The organism is Sphaerotilus sp. (assembly GCF_013299175.1).
GTDB lineage: Bacteria > Pseudomonadota > Gammaproteobacteria > Burkholderiales > Burkholderiaceae_C > Sphaerotilus.
Genome location: NZ_JAAFKF010000034.1, coordinates 1 through 15,452 on the forward strand (window position 1 = coordinate 1; position 15,452 = coordinate 15,452).

The window sequence follows — 15,452 nt, forward strand, 5'->3', positions numbered from 1 at the left end:
CCTACCACTGGATGGGCGCCATCTTCGCCGGGTTGCTGATGCGGGCGCTGCCGGCGCTGCTCAACGACCACGGCGTGGACGGCAACCTGGCCAACGCCTTCTATGGCTTCGCGCTGCTGGTGTCGCTGATCCAGGGCCGCACCGGGCTGGCCGGCCAGCTCGCCGATTTCTACAAATTCGTGCGCGTCAGCCGCATCGTCGAGGGCACGCTGTCCTGGGGCCTGATCGCCGCGGGGCTGGCGCTGGCCGGTTCGCTGGGCGGCTGGGTCGGATTTGCTGGCGCCTTTTTCATCGTGCTGATCGCGCTGCTGTTCCGGATGGCGATTCCCGGCGTGTGCTGGCTGCTGCTGGGGTTTGTCGGCAAGCGGCTGCAGGACCGGGTCGAGGCGCTGGAGGGCCGGCTCTCGCTGCGGCTGGCGCGCCAGTTCGAGTCCCGCGGCTGGCTGCCCGACCACCGCCTGATCAAGCGCGTGCTCAACACGCTGTTCATCGGCCTGTTCGTCGCCTGGGTGGCGTGGGGTGTGTTTGACGTGCCGTACCCCGTGGGGCTGGCGCTGGTCTGGCTCGCGCTGGCGGCCAAGTCGGGGCTGGAGCGGGCGCTCTATCCCTGGGTGCTGCCGCTGCGCCAGCGCATCGACGCCCAGTTCCCCAAGCCGTTCGCGGCCTACCGCTGAGCCGACCGCCATGATCGACATCGACCACCTCACCGTCCAGTTCGGCGGCGTCAAGCCGATCAACGACCTCAGCGTTCGGCTGGAGTCCCCCGTCGTCGGCCTGATCGGTCCCAATGGCGCGGGCAAGACGACGCTGCTGAACGTGCTGTCCGGCTTCGTCACCCCGGTGAGCGGCACGGTGCGGGTGGACGACCACCGCCTCACCGGCGTGCCCGCCCACCGCCGCGCCGCCCTCGGTCTGCGCCGCACCTTCCAGACCGACCAGATCGCCGACGACCTGACGCTGTGGCAGAACGTGCAGGCCATCGCCGACCACGCCGGCTACCCGAATGCAGCCGAGGCCAACGCCGCCGTCGCGCAGGCCATCGACTACGTGGGGCTGACCCGGCGCCTCCACCGCCGCGGCAGCGCACTGTCCACCGCCGAACGCCACCTGGCCGAGATCGCCAAGGCGCTGATCGGCCGGCCCCGGCTGGTCATGCTGGACGAACCCGGTGCGGGCCTGTCCGAGTCGGAATCGACGCACCTGGAGCAGGTGATCCGCGGCATCCCCGCGCACTGCGGCGCCCAGGTCTTCCTGATCGACCACGACGTGGAACTCATCTCGGCCTGCTGCGACACCACGATGGTGCTGGACTTCGGCCGGCTGCTGGCGATGGGGCCGACGGCGCAGGTGCTGGCACAGCCGGAGGTGCGGCGCGCCTACCTCGGCGACTTCGAGACCCTGGAGGCCGCGGCATGATGCACATCGACAACCTCGTCATGGTCCGCGGCACCAAGCCCGTCGTCCACGGCATCCAGTTGCGCCTTGCCCCCGGCGCCATCACCGCGCTGATGGGGCCGAACGGCGCCGGCAAGACCAGCACCGTGCTGGGCATCGCCGGGGTGATCGAGCCGGCGTTCGGCCAGATCAAGCTCGACGGACTCGACCTGAAGGGCCTGGCGCCGGACGCCATCCGCCGCCACGGCGTGGCCACCGTCCCGGAAGGGCACCAGGTGCTGCGCGAGCTGACGGTGCGCGACAACCTGCGCGTGGCGGGCAGCGGGCTGGGGCGCGGTGAACTCGACGCGGCGCTGCAGCGAACGCTGGACCTCTTTCCCGAACTGAAGGACAAGCTTGCCCAGCCGGCCGGCGATCTCTCGGGCGGCCAGCAGCAGATGGTGGCGCTGGCGCAGGCGCTGGTGGTGACGCCGCGTTTCCTGGTGATCGACGAGCTGTCGTTCGGGCTGGCGCCGACGGTCGTGGCGCGGCTGGTGCCGGTGGTGCGGCGCATCGCGGCCCAGGGCATCGGCGTGCTGCTGATCGAGCAGTTCACGCAGCTCGCGCTCGGCCTGTCCGACCACGTCTACGTCCTGTCGCGTGGCCGGGTGTCCTACGACGGCACGCCCGACCGGCTGCGTGCCGACCCGGACATCCTGCACCGCGCCTATTTCCCGGTCAGCGACCGGGAAGCCGTCGGCCTGACTTGATTTGCGTTGATCTGCTTTGATGTGATTTGACCAAGGACACCCCATGGACACCCGAGTCGCCAAGAAGAAGCTGGGTCTCAAGGACCGCTACGCCGCCATGACCCGTGGCCTGGACTGGGAGACGACCTACCAGCCGCGGGACAAGGTCTTCCCTCAGGACCAGTACGAGGGCATCAAGATCCACGACTGGGACCAGTGGCAAGACCCGTTCCGGCTGACGATGGACGCCTACTGGAAGTACCAGGGCGAGAAGGAAAAGAAGCTCTACGCCGTCATCGAAGCCTTCGCGCAGAACAACGGCCAGCTCGGCATCAGCGACGCCCGCTACGTCAACGCGCTCAAGCTGTTCATCCAGGGCGTCACGCCGCTGGAGTACTACGCCCACCGCGGCTTCGCCCATGTCGGTCGGCAGTTCGGGGGCGCCGGGGTGCGCGTGGCCTGCCAGATGCAGGCGGTGGACGAGCTGCGCCACTACCAGACCGAAACCCACGCGCTGTCGCACTACAACAAGCACTTCAACGGCCTGCACAGCCCCCACCACTGGTTCGACAACGTCTGGTACCTCTCGGTGCCGAAGTCCTTCGTCGAGGACGCCTTCAGCAGCGGGCCGTTCGAGTTCCTGACCGCGATCAGCTTCTCGTTCGAGTACGTGCTGACGAACCTGCTCTTCGTGCCGTTCATGTCCGGCGCAGCGCACAACGGCGACATGTCCACCGTGACCTTCGGCTTCTCGGCGCAGTCCGACGAGTCGCGCCACATGACGCTGGGCATCGAGTGCATCAAGTTCATGCTCGAACAAGATCCCGCCAACGTGCCCATCCTGCAACGCTGGATCGACAAGTGGTTCTGGCGTGGCTACCGGCTGCTGACGCTGGTGGCGATGATGCAGGACTACATGCTGCCCAAGCGCGTCATGAGCTGGAAGGAGGCGTGGGAGATGTACGCCGAGCAGAACGGCGGCGCACTGTTCAAGGATTTGGCCCGCTACGGCATCCGCGAACCGAAGGGCTGGAAGGACGCCTGCGAAGGCAAGGACCACATCAGCCACCAGGCGTGGGCGACCTTCTACCAGTACAGCCACGCCGCCGCCTTCCACACCTGGACGCCCAGCGCAGGCGAGATGCAGTGGCTGGCCGAGAAGTACCCCGACACCTTCGACACCTACTACCGCGCCCGCTTCGAGCACTGGGCCAAGCTGCACCAGGGCCACGACCGCTGGTTCAACCAGGCGCTGCCCATGCTGTGCCAGGTCTGCCAGGTGCCGATGTTCTTCACCGAACCGGGCGACGCGGGCCAGATCGCCTTCCGCGAGTCGAGCCACCACGGCATGAAGTTCCACTGCTGCAGCGACCACTGCAAGGAGATCTTGGACAACGAGCCGGTCAAGTACGCCCAGGCGTGGCTGCCGGTGCATCAGATCTACCAGGGCGCGTGTTACCCGCCGGACGTGAACCCGGCCTCGCCCGGCGACAGCCCGGTGCGCGAGGTGCTGCGCTACTACGGCATCACCGGGGGCGAGGACAACGGCGACTTCGCCGACAGCCCCGACCGCCGCCACTTCGCCGCCTGGCACGGCCAGCCCACGCCCCCCGCCGCAGGGTCCACGCCATGACCCCCACCTCGACCGCCTCCGGCCACCAGATGCCGACGCTGGGCGACTACCCGCTGCGCATCGCCGACACCGAGGACCGCTTCCACGGCAACCGCCTGGTCTACCTCGCTTGGGAGAACCACCTGATGTACGCCGCGCCGCTGTGCCTGCCGCTGCCGCCGTCGCTGCCGTTCGGGGCGCTGGTGCGCGACGTGCTGCCCGAGGTCTACGGCGAACACCCCGAGTTCGAGCAGATCGACTGGCAGCGCACCCTGTGGTTCGACTCCGGGCGGCGCTTCCGGCCCGACTTCGGCAAGTCGCTGGACGCCCACGGCCTCGGCCACAAGTCGCTGATCCGCTTCGTCACCCCGGCCCTGACCGGCATCCGGCGCCAGCTCGCCCCTGGCCGACTGGCCTTCTGAACCTCCGCATCGACGACATGAGCTACCAACTCACCATCGAACCGCTTGGCGCCACGATCGACATCGAGGACGGCCAGACCATCCTCGACGCCGCGCTCCGGCAAGGCATCTACATTCCCCACGCCTGTGGCCACGGCCTGTGCGGAACGTGCAAGGTCCAGGTCTGCAGCGGCGAGGTCGATCACGGCCACGCCAACCCCTTCGCGTTGATGGACTTCGAGCGCGACGACGGCAAGACGCTGGCCTGCTGCGCGACGCTGCTGGACGACGTGACCATCGAGGCCGACGTGGACGAGGAGCCGGATGCGCGGATCATCCCGGTGCGCGACTTCGCGGCCACGGTCGTGCGCCTCGTCGCGCTGACGCCGACGATCAAGGCGCTGCACCTGAAGCTGGCCCCATCGGACGCCTCGGATGCCTCGCCGATCGACTTCCAGGCCGGGCAGTACGTGCAACTGGAGATCCCCGGACTCGGCCAGTCACGCGCCTTCTCCATCGCCAATGCCCCCGCCGACGTGGCCCGCAGCGGCGAGATCGAGCTGAACGTGCGCATCGTCGCGGGCGGCGCGGGCACGGCCTACCTGCACGAGAAGCTGCGCGTCGGCGACCGGCTGCGGCTGTCCGGTCCCTACGGGCGCTTCTTCGTGCGGCGCTCGGCCCGCCTGCCGATGGTGTTCATGGCCGGTGGCTCGGGGCTGTCGAGTCCGCGCTCGATGGTGCTCGACCTGCTCGGCCAGGGCGCCACCGAACCGATCACCCTCGTCTACGGCCAGCGCAGCCGCGAGGAGCTGTACTACCACGACGAGTTCACCGCCCTCGCGGCGCAGCATGCGAACTTCACCTACGTGCCCGCGCTGTCCGACGAGCCTGCGGGCAGCGGCTGGACCGGCGCCCGCGGCTTTGTCCACGACGCCGCCAAGGCGCACTTCAAGGGCCAGTTCGCCGGCCACAAGGCGTACCTCTGCGGCCCGCCGCCGATGGTCGAAGCCTGCATCGCCACGCTGATGCAGGGCCGGTTGTTCGAGGACGGCATCCACACCGAAAAATTCATCTCCGCCGCCGACGCCAACGCGCAGCGCAGCCCGCTGTTCAAGCGCGTCTGAAGGCACAGGGCCACACGATGTTCGACTTCCGCCCCAAGGTCACGGTCCATGTCGTTCAGACCGGCGAGGAATTTCCCTGCGCCACGACGGAGAGCTTGCTCAACGGGATGCTGCGGCTCGGTCGCAAGGGCATCCCGGTGGGCTGTGTCAACGGCGGCTGCGGCGTCTGCAAGGTGCGCATCGTCGAAGGCGAGGTGACGGTGCTCGGTCCCGTCAGCCGTGCCCATGTCAGCGCCGAAGAACAAAGCCAGGGCTGCACCTTGGCGTGCCGGGTGGCGCCGACCACCCCGGTGCGGCTCGAAGTGGTCGGCAAGTTCGAGAAACCGTTTTCCCGCGGGCATGCCTCGGCGTCATGCCCCGCTTCGCCACCGCCCCCTCAATCCCCTCAAGTCCCTCAGTCCCCCCAACCCAACCCCTAGGAGACAAGTCATGGGTGTCATGCGAATTGGCCACATCAGCCTGAAGGTGATGGACATGGCCGCAGCGGTCAAGCACTACGAAAACGTGCTGGGCCTCAAGACCACGATGGAAGACAAGCACGGCAACGTGTACCTGAAGTGCTGGGACGAGTGGGACAAGTACTCCATCGTGCTGACGCCTTCGGATCGGGCCGGCATGAACCATGTCGCCTACAAGGTCCGGAGCGATGCCGACCTCGACACGCTGCAGGCCAAGATCGAAGCCCGCGGCATCCCGACGACCGTGCTGCCCGAAGGCACGCTGCCCGCCACCGGCCGGATGCTGCAATTCCAACTGCCCAGCGGCCACGACATGCGGCTGTACGCCATGAAGGAGTGCGTCGGCACCGGCGTAGGCTCCATCAACCCGGACCCCTGGCCGGATGACGTCAAAGGTGCGGCGGTCCATTGGCTCGACCACGTCCTGCTCATGTGCCCGTTCGACCCCGGTCAAGGCATCAACAAGGTCGCGGAGAACAGCCAGTTCTTCATCGACGTGCTCGGCTTCTTTCCGACCGAGCAGATCACCGTCGGGCCGGAGGGAGCCTTCCAGTTGGCCTCCTTCGTTTCGTGCTCCAGCAAGCCGCACGACATCGCCTTTGTCGGTGCCCCGACGGCCGGGGTCCACCATGTGTCGTTCTTCCTCGACTCGTGGCACGACATCCTGAAGGCTGGCGACGTGATGGCCAAGAACAAGGTGCGCATCGACGTGGCCCCCACCCGGCATGGCATCACCCGCGGCGAGACGATCTATTTCTTCGATCCGAGCGGCAACCGCAACGAGACTTTCGCCGGCTTGGGCTACCAGGCGCAGCCGGATCGTCCGGTGACGACCTGGACCGAGGACGAGGTCGGTCGCAGCATTTTCTACCACACGGGTGTCTTGCCAGGTTCGTTCACCGACGTGTACACCTGAGCGGCTGCCCTGCGCACCGGCTGCCCTGCCACCCCTGACCCGACCTCACCTTGTCTGCACCATGAAACAGTACCCGAACTTCATCAACGGCGAATTCGTCGCCACGTCCAAGACCTTCGAGAACCGGGCGCCGGTGGACAACCGGGTGCTGGGGCTGGTGCATGAGGCGGGGCAGGCTGAGGTCGATGCGGCGGTCGCAGCGGCCCGTGCGGCGCTCAAGGGCGACTGGGGCCGGATGTCGGTCGTCAAGCGCACTGAGCTGCTGCACGCGGTGGCCGACGAGATCAACCGCCGCTTCGATGATTTCCTGCAGGCCGAGATCGCCGACACCGGCAAACCGCTGAGTTTGGCCTCGCACATCGACATCCCGCGCGGCGCGGCCAACTTCAAGGTCTTCGCCGACATCGTGAAGAACGTGCCGACCGAGAGCTTCCAGATGACCACGCCGGACGGCGGCACGGCGGTGAGCTACGCCGTGCGCTCGCCGCTGGGGGTGATCGCGGTGGTGTGTCCGTGGAACCTGCCGCTGCTGCTGATGACGTGGAAGGTCGGCCCGGCGCTGGCCTGCGGCAACACGGTGATTGTCAAGCCGTCGGAGGAGACGCCCGCCACCGCCACGCTGCTCGGCGAGGTCATGAACGCGGTGGGCATCCCGAAGGGCGTGTACCAGGTGCTGCACGGCTTCGGCCCCGGCTCGGCGGGCGAGTTCCTGACCAGGCACCCCGGCGTCAACGGCATCACCTTCACGGGGGAAACGCGCACGGGTGAAGCGATCATGGCGGCGGCGGCCAAGGGCGTGCGGCCGGTGTCGTTCGAGCTGGGCGGCAAGAACGCGGGCGTCGTGTTCGCCGACTGCGACTTCGACAAGGCGGTGGCCGGCATCACGCGCTCGGCGTTCGAGAACTGCGGCCAGGTCTGCCTCGGCACCGAGCGGGTCTACGTGCAGCGGCCGATCTTCGACAAGTTCGTGGCGGCGCTGAAGGAAAAGGCCGAGGCGCTCAAGGTCGGCCCGAGCGAGATGCCCGGCGTCGGCCTCGGCCCGCTGATCTCGGCGGAGCACAAGCAGAAGGTGCTGGGCTACTACGCCAAGGCGGTGGCCGACGGGGCGACGGTGGTGACGGGCGGCGGCGTGCCCGAGATGCCCGAGGCGCTGGCGAACGGGCACTGGGTGCAGCCGACGATCTGGACCGGCCTGCCCGAAAGCGCCCGCGTGATCCAGGAGGAGATCTTCGGCCCGTGCTGCCACATCGCGCCCTTCGACACCGAGGAAGAAGCCATTGCGCTGGCCAACGCCACCGACTACGGGCTGGCGACGACCGTGTGGACGCAGAACCTCGGCACCGCGCACCGCATGGCCGCCGCCATCGAAGTCGGGCTGTGCTGGATCAACTCGTGGTTCCTGCGGGATCTGCGCACGGCGTTTGGCGGGGCGAAGGCCAGCGGGATCGGGCGCGAGGGCGGGGTGCATTCGCTGGAGTTCTATACCGAGCTGCGCAACGTCATGGTCAAGCTCTGAACCACCGCGGTATATCACCGCCCCACCCCCTCCAGCGCCTCCCCCACATACCGCCGCACCGTCGGCACCTCCTGCCCCAGATGAAACGCCAGCCGCTGTGCCCGCAACTGGATGTCATCGGCGGTGAACCGCTCCTGGCGGCGCAGGTGCTCGACCCAGGTTTCATCGACGAAATACTCGACATAGCGCCCCGGCCGTTCCGTGTCGCGGAACAATCCCCACGACAAGGCACCTTGCCGCAGCCGCGCCTGCCGGGTGGTGCGCATCACGTCGGCGAACGCGGCAGCGCGGGCCGGGTCGATCCAGTATTCGACCGTGACCATGACCGGCCCTTCGTCCGGGCCGATCTCGATGGCCGGGTGCGGCGTCTGGCTGGGTGACGCCGGGCGCAGGTCAGCGTCACCGCCCCCCGACACCGTGAAGCCCCGCACCAGGAACAGCACCAGCGGCCCGCATACCGCGGCCACCACCAGACTCTCCGGCACCGAGCCGAGCAGATCCGCCGCCTGCCCCCAGACCACCGCCCCCGACGCCGAGCCACCCATCAGCGCCATCTGGTAGGTGGACATGCCCCGCGCCCGCACCCAGTTGGGCAAGGCGAGCTGGGCCGACATGGTCAGCGTGTTGGCGCAACTGATCCACGCCATCCCGCCCAGCGCCATGCCCAGTGCGCTCAGCCACAGCCACGGCGACAGCGCCACCAGCAGCGTCATCGCCGACACCATGAGCGACGCCACCTGCACGATCAGGTCGCGGCTGTAGCGGTCGCGCAGCGCTGGAATCACCATCACGGCCACCATCGCGCCCAGGCCCATGCAGGACATCAGCAGGGTGAAACTGCCCGCCCCGCCGCCAAGCCGGCGGGCCACCAGTGGCATCAGCGCAGTCAGCGCCGTGCTCAGGAAAAAGAACACGAACACCCGCAGCAGCACGGCGCGCATCCGCGGGTTCTGTGCCACATGCTGCACGCCGACGCGCATCGCGCCGACAAACCGCTCGCCCGGCAAGGCGCTGATGCGCGGCTCGGTCCTCCAGCGCAGGATCTGCACGAACGCCAGCAGCGACAGCACCGCGTTGAGCACGAACACCGCCGCGCTGCCCGCCGCCGCCAGCAAGGCACCGGCCAGCACCGGCCCGATGACCCGCGAGAGGTTCATGGCCATGGCCTGCAGCGCCAGCGCACCGGAGAGCTTTTCCGCCGGCACGATGTCCGGCACGATCGCGGCGAACACCGGCCAGCGCGCCGCCAGCCCGATGCCGTTGGCGAAGGTCAGCACCAGCAACAGCGGCGCCGTCAGCCCACCCCCCAGCGAGAACAGCGCCAGCACCGTGGCCACGGACGCCACCCAGAGCTGCGTGGAGGCGAACCAGCGCCGCCGGTCCACGATGTCGGCCAGCGCCCCGCTCGGCAGTCCAAGCAGGAACACCGGCAAGGTGGAAGCCGCCGACACCAGCGCCACCATGGCCGCGCTGGTGGTGAGCTGCGTCATCATCCAGGCGGCGGCCACGTCGTTCATCCACATCGTCAGGTTGGCGGCGAGCCACGCCAGCCACAACATGCGGAAAACGGCCATGCGCAGCGGCTGCAGCGCGGCGGGCAAACGGTCAAGGTCCAGCATCCAGAATGCTCCGAAACGAAAAAGCCCCACCGCAGAGGGTGGGGCTTCGAGGGTAGCCGGACTCGGGGAGTCCTGCGACCGCAGGCTCATTCTTCCTGGAAAGCCTCTTCGCGCTTGTTCTTGATCGACGGCAGCATCACCACCACGACCATCGCGAACGCCGCCAGCAGCAGGCCCGCCGACAGCGGACGCGTCATGAACGTGCTCCAGTCACCGCGCGACAGCAGCAGCGCACGGCGCAGGTTCTCTTCCATCATCGGGCCGAGGATGAAGCCCAGCAGCAGCGGCGCCGGTTCACAACCGATCTTGTAGAAGATGTAGCCCACCAGACCGAAGCCTGCCGCCATGTACACGTCAAAGTTGTTGTTGTTCAGCGTGTACAGCCCGATGCAGCAGAACACCAGGATCGCCGGGAACAGGAAGCGGTACGGCACCGTCAACAGCTTGATCCAGATGCCAATCAGCGGCAGGTTCAGGATCACCAGCATCAGGTTGCCGATCCACATCGAAGCGATCAGGCCCCAGAACAGCTCGGGGTTGCTGGCCATGACCTGCGGACCCGGCTGGATGCCCTTGATCGTCATCGCGCCCACCATCAGCGCCATCACGGCGTTCGGCGGGATGCCCAGCGTCAGCATCGGGATGAAGCTGGTCTGCGCGCCGGCGTTGTTGGCCGATTCGGGACCGGCCACGCCGCGGATGTTGCCTTGGCCGAACGGCACTTCACCGGGACGGCCACGCACCTTCTTCTCGACCGTGTAGGCCGCGAACGAGGCCAGCAGCGCACCCCCACCGGGCAGCACACCCAGGATCGAACCCAGCGCGGTGCCACGCAGCACGGCGGGGAAGGCGTCCTTGAAGTCCTGCTTGGTGGGCATCAGGCCCGTCACGTTCTTGGTGAAGACCTCGCGCTGCTCGGCCGGCATGCCCAGGTTGGCGATGATCTCGCCAAAGCCGAACACGCCCATGGCGATGGTCACGAAGCCGATGCCGTCCGTCAGCTCGGCCACATCGAACGAGAAGCGCGGCACGCCCGAGATCACGTCGGTGTTGATCTGGCCCAGCAGCAGGCCCAGCACGATCATCGCGATCGCCTTGACCAGCGAGCCGGAGGCCAGCACCACCGCGCCGATCAGACCCAGCACCATCAGCGAGAAGTATTCCGCGGGGCCGAACTTGAACGCGAGTTCCGTCAGCGGGGGCGCGAAGGCCGCGATGACGATCGTGCCCACGCAACCCGCAAAGAACGAACCCAGGCCGGCGGCGGCCAGCGCGGGACCGGCGCGGCCCTTGCGTGCCATCGCATAGCCGTCGATCGCCGTCACCACCGAGCTGGACTCGCCGGGGACATTGATCAGGATGGCTGTCGTGGAACCGCCGTATTGCGCGCCGTAGTAGATGCCGGCCAGCATGATCAGTGCCGGCGTGGCGTCGAGTGCATAGATCGACGGCAGCAGCATCGCGATCGTCGCCACCGGGCCGAGTCCGGGCAGCACGCCGATCAGCGTGCCGAGGATGGAGCCCATCAGCGCGTAGAACAGGTTCTGGAAGGTCGCGGCGGTCTGGAAGCCGAGCGACAGGTTGTGGATCAGGTCCATGGTCGTGGCCGCCTCAGGTGCCTGCGCCGAACATCGTCGGCAGCAGGGGGATGGTCAGGCCGAGGCCCTTGGAGAAGATGCCCCAGGACATCACGGTCAGGATGGCGGCGTTGAGCGCGGCATCCTTGATGGTGAACTCTTCGCTGGCCATGGCCGACAGGATCACCAGCACGGGCAGCGTGATGAACAGGCCCAGGCGGGGCAGCAAGGCACCGAACAGGGTCACCGCCACCAGGATCACCACCAGGGGGCGCCAGGCGAAGGCGCCGATCGGTTCACCGTCGGGGGTGTCCTTGGTCAGGGACGTGAACAGCACCATTCCGCCCAGGATCGCCATGAGCACGCCCAGACCGAAAGGGAAATAGGCGGGACCAGGTCGGGCCGAACTGCCGAAGCTGTATTCCAGCGAGCCGATGGCGAAGGCCGCCCCGACACCCAGGAACATCAGTCCCGACCAGAAGTCTTTCTGGCTCTTGATTTGCACGAGTTCTCTCCTCATCGATCAACAAAACGGATGACCAATTCTAGGAAGCGCCCCCATGCAATCTGCTGTGGATTCCACTTAGCGGACGAAAATCACGTCTCCCAACCGGGCGTCGAGCGCAGCACCTCGTCGAGCGTCGTGCGCCCATCGGCGACCTGGCGCAGGCCGGCGCGGCGCAGCGGCTGCAGCCCGTCCGACAGGCTCTGCCGGCGCAGCAAGCCCAGGTCCGGCACCTCGCGCACGGCGCCCCGCACGGCTTCGTTCACCGTGAGCAGCTCGAACAGCCCGCGCCGGCCCCGGAAACCGCTCTGCCGGCACGCCGGGCAGCCGACCGGGCGGTGCGGCTGGAAGGGTTCGTGCTCGGCCAGCACCGGCACGCTGGGCAATGCGGCTTGCAAGGCGGGCAGTGTCAGCGCCAGGTCCGGCTGCTTGCACGCCGGGCACAACTGCCGCACCAGCCGCTGTGCCAGCACACCGATCACCGTCGCGCTGATGAGGTAAGGCGCCACCCCCAGGTCCAGCAGCCGCGTGATGGCGCTGGCGGCGTCGTTGGTGTGCAGCGTCGAGAAGACGAGGTGGCCGGTGAGGGCGGCCTGGATCGCCATGTCCGCGGTGGCGAGGTCGCGGATCTCGCCGATCATGATGATGTCCGGGTCTTGCCGCATCAGCGTGCGCAGGCCGCTGGCGAAATCGAGGTCGAGCGCGGCCTGGACCTGCGTCTGGTTGAACGCCGGCTCGATCATCTCGATCGGGTCTTCGATGGTGCAGACGTTGACCTCGTCGGTCGCCAGCCGCTTCAGCGTGGCGTAGAGCGTGGTCGTCTTGCCGCTGCCGGTGGGGCCGGTGACGAGGACGATGCCGTGCGGCTGGGCGGTGAGGTGCTGCCAGCGTTGGGCGTCCTGCGCCGTGAAGCCAAGTCCTTCGACGGGCTGCACGGCGGTTTCCGGATCGAAGATGCGCATCACCAGCTTCTCGCCGAACGCGGTCGGCAGTGTGGACAGGCGCATCTCGATCTCGTCGCCCTTGGGGCTGCGGGTCTTGATGCGGCCGTCCTGGGCGCGGCGGCGCTCGATCACGTCCATGCGCCCCAGCAGCTTGATCCGCGCTGTCACCGCCGCCATCACCGTCTGCGGCAACTGGTAGACGGTGTGCAGCACGCCGTCGATCCGCAGCCGGATCACGCACTGGTCGCGGCGCGGCTCCAGGTGGATGTCGCTGGCGCGCTGCTCGAAGGCGTAGGTCCAGAGCCAGTCCACCACCTGCACGACGCCCTGGTCGTTGGCGTCGAGCTGCTTGTGCTTGCCGAGTTCGACGAGCTGCTCGAAGTTGACCGCAGCACTCACCTCGCCCGTCTTCTGGGCAGCACGCACCGAGCGGGCGAGGTTGTAGAACTCGACCGTGTAGCGCGCGATGTCCAGCGGGTTGGCGACCACCAGCCGCACCGTCTTGCGCGTGTGCTGGGCGATCTCGCTGATCCAGTCCACCACGAACGGCTCGCTGGTGGCGACGACCACCTCGGCCGCCCCCACCTGCACCGGCAGCACGCGCCGCCGCTCCGCATAGCCGACCGACATCACCTCCGTCACCTTGGCCACATCGACCTTGATCGGATCGATGCGCAAGTACGGCAGGCTCACGCGCTGCGCCAGCCAGCGGGTCAGGGTCTCCAGGTCGAGCGGGTCCAGCGTGCGGGTGTGGCGCAGCCCGGCATTGGCCAGCCGCACCAGCGGGTGCTGCGCGCTGTCGCCCGCGCCGAGCCGCTGGGCCAGCAGCGCGGCGTCGCTGGCGCGCACGATCTCGTCTTCCACCAGCCAGTGCAGCAGGTCGCGCCAGGTCAGCGGTCCCTGGTGCGACTGCAGGCTGGGAGCGGGGCGTTGGGGGGTGAGGCTCATGGCGTGGGACTCCCGGCGGCGCGGCGCCGCGGTAGCGGGCCGATCAGACCCAGCCAGCGTACCGCCTTCAGGCCGCAGCGTTCGGTGATCTGCGCGGCGCGCTCGCGCAGCACGGTGTCGTCGGGGCGCTGCCCATCCTTGAGCGCGACCACGATGGTGTTGCCCTCCTCGGTCGGCGCGAGCATCAGCACCTGCCCGCCGCCCGGCGAAAATGCGGCGTCGATGCGGCGGGCGCTGCGGGCAAAGCTGGCGTTGCGGCCGAACAGGTTGACCACCAGCAGTCCGCCTTCGGCCAGCACGGCGTGGCAGTCGCGGTAGAACGCTTCGTCGTCGAGCACGGGAGCGGCAGCCTGGTGGTCGTAGAGGTCGATGCTGAGCACGTCGGCGCTGCCGTGGTGAGCGGGATCGACGACCCAGGTGGCGGCGTCCGCCTCCACCACGTTCAACCGCTCGTCGTTGGCGGGCAGGCGGAACCACTGGCGGCAGGCGGCGATCACCTGCGGGTTCAGCTCGACGGCGGTGGTGTGCAGCCCGAGTTCGGTGTGGCAGAACCGGGTCAGCGCCGCAGCACCGAGGCCGAGCTGCACGACGCGGGTGGCGTCCAGCGTGTCGGGATCGCGCAGCAGCAGCCAGACCATCATGCGCTGCACGTACTCCAGCTCCAGCGCATGGGGCTTGCGCAGCCGCATGGCGCCCTGCACCCACGGCGTCTCCCCGAGGTGCAGGTAGCGCACGCCATCGAATTCGGAGATGGAGGCCGAGGGCAGGGTCTTGCGTCGGGCGCGGGCAGGTTTGGCGGCTTTGGTGGATTGGACGGCAGGGAGGTCCGGGAGATCGTCGGGCAGGTGGTGCGAGGTCATGCCCGATCGTAAGGCGCAAACCTGCTGTGCCACCACTGTGCCAGCCGCGGCAAGGCGGCGCAGGCGTTGGCCGAGGTGATCGCCGCGGTCTCCTCCAGCGACCAGCCGCGCAGCGCCGCCAGCGTCTCGGCGATGCGCGGCAGCTCCGCCGGCTCGTTGCGGCTGGTCAGGCCCCGCGCCCGCTCGTCGGCGGTGCGGTAGCGCCAGTGCGGCGGGATGTCGGGCGCATCGGTTTCGAGCACGATCGACCCGGCCGGCAAGGTCTGCGCCAGCCGGCGGATCTGGAGAGCGCGCTCGAAGGTCATCGTGCCGCCAAAACCAAGCCGGAAACCCAGGTCGATGAACGCCTGCGCCTGCTGCACGCTGCCGTTGAAGGCGTGGGCAATGCCGCCGCGCACGCCCGCACGGCGCAGGTGCTTGAGCAGCCCGTCGGCGGAGCGGCGCACATGCAGGATCACCGGGAGATCGGCGCTGCGGGCCAGGGCGAGCTGTGCGGCGTAGAAACGCTCCTGGATGGCCCAGTCCAGACCCGGCACGAAGCCGTCCAGGCCGATTTCGCCGACCGCGACGAGGCGTTCGTCGCGGCGGTGCGTGTCCAGCGCCTGGGCCAGTTGCGCCAGCGCATCGGCGGGCTGGCGGTGGACGCAGAGCGGGTGCAGGCCCAGGGCGTAGGTGTTGCCGGTCGCGTGGGCGAGGGTCCGCACGCGGTCAAAGTGCGCACATTCGACCGCCGGAACCACCAGCAGCGACACCTCCGCCGCACGGGCACGCTCCACCACGGCGGGGCGGTCGGCGTCGAATTCCGGGGCGTCGAGGTGGCAGTGGGTGTCGATCCAGTGGGGCACCGGG

14 protein-coding genes and 1 pseudogene are annotated in these 15,452 nt (G+C 68.4%); 9 read left to right on the top strand and 6 right to left on the bottom strand.

Going from position 1 to position 15,452, the window contains the following annotated elements:
- From QZW52_RS08030 to QZW52_RS08070, 9 genes and pseudogenes are all read left to right on the top strand, one after another.
- Window positions 1–674, top strand: a pseudogene (locus QZW52_RS08030) (hypothetical protein); the annotation flags it as partial.
- A 10-nt stretch (window positions 675–684) separates the two neighbouring features.
- Complete coding sequence (locus QZW52_RS08035; RefSeq protein ID WP_293997118.1) at window positions 685–1,416, top strand: ABC transporter ATP-binding protein; 732 nt, start codon at window positions 685–687, stop codon at window positions 1,414–1,416.
- Window positions 1,413–2,144, top strand: a complete 732-nt coding sequence (locus tag QZW52_RS08040; protein WP_293997121.1) for an ABC transporter ATP-binding protein — start codon at window positions 1,413–1,415, stop codon at window positions 2,142–2,144. Before QZW52_RS08035 ends, QZW52_RS08040 begins: the two co-directional genes overlap by 4 nt.
- 43 nt (window positions 2,145–2,187) lie before the next feature.
- Window positions 2,188–3,756, top strand: a complete 1,569-nt coding sequence (locus QZW52_RS08045) for an aromatic/alkene/methane monooxygenase hydroxylase/oxygenase subunit alpha (protein ID WP_293997124.1) — start codon at window positions 2,188–2,190, stop codon at window positions 3,754–3,756.
- Entirely contained in the window at window positions 3,753–4,157 is a 405-nt protein-coding gene (locus QZW52_RS08050; RefSeq protein ID WP_434738295.1) for a phenol hydroxylase subunit P4, read from the top strand. Before QZW52_RS08045 ends, QZW52_RS08050 begins: the two co-directional genes overlap by 4 nt.
- Window positions 4,158–4,174: 17 nt before the next feature.
- A complete protein-coding gene (locus QZW52_RS08055; protein WP_293997127.1) occupies window positions 4,175–5,260 on the top strand; it encodes an NADH:ubiquinone reductase (Na(+)-transporting) subunit F in 1,086 nt (361 codons plus the stop codon).
- A gap of 17 nt (window positions 5,261–5,277) precedes the next feature.
- Entirely contained in the window at window positions 5,278–5,679 is a 402-nt protein-coding gene (locus QZW52_RS08060) for a 2Fe-2S iron-sulfur cluster binding domain-containing protein (protein ID WP_293997129.1), read from the top strand.
- Between the two features lie 10 nt (window positions 5,680–5,689).
- Entirely contained in the window at window positions 5,690–6,634 is a 945-nt protein-coding gene (locus tag QZW52_RS08065) for a catechol 2,3-dioxygenase (protein ID WP_293997131.1), read from the top strand.
- A 61-nt stretch (window positions 6,635–6,695) separates the two neighbouring features.
- Window positions 6,696–8,150 (top strand): 2-hydroxymuconic semialdehyde dehydrogenase, encoded by a 1,455-nt coding sequence (locus QZW52_RS08070; RefSeq protein ID WP_293997134.1) that lies wholly within the window; start codon window positions 6,696–6,698, stop codon window positions 8,148–8,150.
- A gap of 14 nt (window positions 8,151–8,164) precedes the next feature.
- Here the strand turns inward: QZW52_RS08070 and QZW52_RS08075 are convergent, their stop codons facing one another.
- The 6 genes from QZW52_RS08075 to QZW52_RS08100 all read right to left on the bottom strand — a co-directional run bounded on the left by QZW52_RS08075 (window position 8,165) and on the right by QZW52_RS08100 (window position 15,448).
- Window positions 8,165–9,769, bottom strand: coding sequence for an MFS transporter (locus QZW52_RS08075; protein WP_293997137.1), 1,605 nt, complete (start codon window positions 9,767–9,769; stop codon window positions 8,165–8,167).
- A gap of 86 nt (window positions 9,770–9,855) precedes the next feature.
- Window positions 9,856–11,367: a tripartite tricarboxylate transporter permease gene (locus QZW52_RS08080; protein WP_293997140.1), complete on the bottom strand. Its 1,512-nt coding sequence runs from the start codon at window positions 11,365–11,367 to the stop codon at window positions 9,856–9,858.
- A 13-nt stretch (window positions 11,368–11,380) separates the two neighbouring features.
- The gene (locus QZW52_RS08085; RefSeq protein WP_293997143.1) at window positions 11,381–11,851 is read right to left on the bottom strand and encodes a tripartite tricarboxylate transporter TctB family protein; all 471 of its coding nucleotides are present in this window, start codon (window positions 11,849–11,851) and stop codon (window positions 11,381–11,383) included.
- Window positions 11,852–11,943: 92 nt separating this feature from the next.
- The gene (locus tag QZW52_RS08090; protein ID WP_293997145.1) at window positions 11,944–13,743 is read right to left on the bottom strand and encodes a GspE/PulE family protein; all 1,800 of its coding nucleotides are present in this window, start codon (window positions 13,741–13,743) and stop codon (window positions 11,944–11,946) included.
- Window positions 13,740–14,603: a methyltransferase domain-containing protein gene (locus tag QZW52_RS08095; protein WP_293997147.1), complete on the bottom strand. Its 864-nt coding sequence runs from the start codon at window positions 14,601–14,603 to the stop codon at window positions 13,740–13,742. The genes QZW52_RS08090 and QZW52_RS08095 overlap by 4 nt, the downstream gene beginning before the upstream one ends.
- Window positions 14,600–15,448: a TatD family hydrolase gene (locus QZW52_RS08100; protein WP_293997149.1), complete on the bottom strand. Its 849-nt coding sequence runs from the start codon at window positions 15,446–15,448 to the stop codon at window positions 14,600–14,602. The genes QZW52_RS08095 and QZW52_RS08100 overlap by 4 nt, the downstream gene beginning before the upstream one ends.
- Between the last annotated feature and the right edge of the window lie 4 nt (window positions 15,449–15,452).

Bases quoted from the DNA above. Each gene is read 5' to 3' on its own strand.
- QZW52_RS08045 (WP_293997124.1), top strand. From the start codon at position 2,188: ATGGACACCCGAGTCGCCAAGAAGAAGCTGGGTCTCAAGGACCGCTAC.
- QZW52_RS08070 (WP_293997134.1), top strand. From the start codon at position 6,696: ATGAAACAGTACCCGAACTTCATCAACGGCGAATTCGTCGCCACGTCC.
- QZW52_RS08035 (WP_293997118.1), top strand. From the start codon at position 685: ATGATCGACATCGACCACCTCACCGTCCAGTTCGGCGGCGTCAAGCCG.
- QZW52_RS08090 (WP_293997145.1), bottom strand. From the start codon at position 13,743: ATGAGCCTCACCCCCCAACGCCCCGCTCCCAGCCTGCAGTCGCACCAG.
- QZW52_RS08060 (WP_293997129.1), top strand. From the start codon at position 5,278: ATGTTCGACTTCCGCCCCAAGGTCACGGTCCATGTCGTTCAGACCGGC.
- QZW52_RS08080 (WP_293997140.1), bottom strand. From the start codon at position 11,367: ATGGACCTGATCCACAACCTGTCGCTCGGCTTCCAGACCGCCGCGACC.
- QZW52_RS08065 (WP_293997131.1), top strand. From the start codon at position 5,690: ATGGGTGTCATGCGAATTGGCCACATCAGCCTGAAGGTGATGGACATG.
- QZW52_RS08075 (WP_293997137.1), bottom strand. From the start codon at position 9,769: ATGCTGGACCTTGACCGTTTGCCCGCCGCGCTGCAGCCGCTGCGCATG.
- QZW52_RS08050 (WP_434738295.1), top strand. From the start codon at position 3,753: ATGACCCCCACCTCGACCGCCTCCGGCCACCAGATGCCGACGCTGGGC.
- QZW52_RS08095 (WP_293997147.1), bottom strand. From the start codon at position 14,603: ATGACCTCGCACCACCTGCCCGACGATCTCCCGGACCTCCCTGCCGTC.
- QZW52_RS08055 (WP_293997127.1), top strand. From the start codon at position 4,175: ATGAGCTACCAACTCACCATCGAACCGCTTGGCGCCACGATCGACATC.
- QZW52_RS08040 (WP_293997121.1), top strand. From the start codon at position 1,413: ATGATGCACATCGACAACCTCGTCATGGTCCGCGGCACCAAGCCCGTC.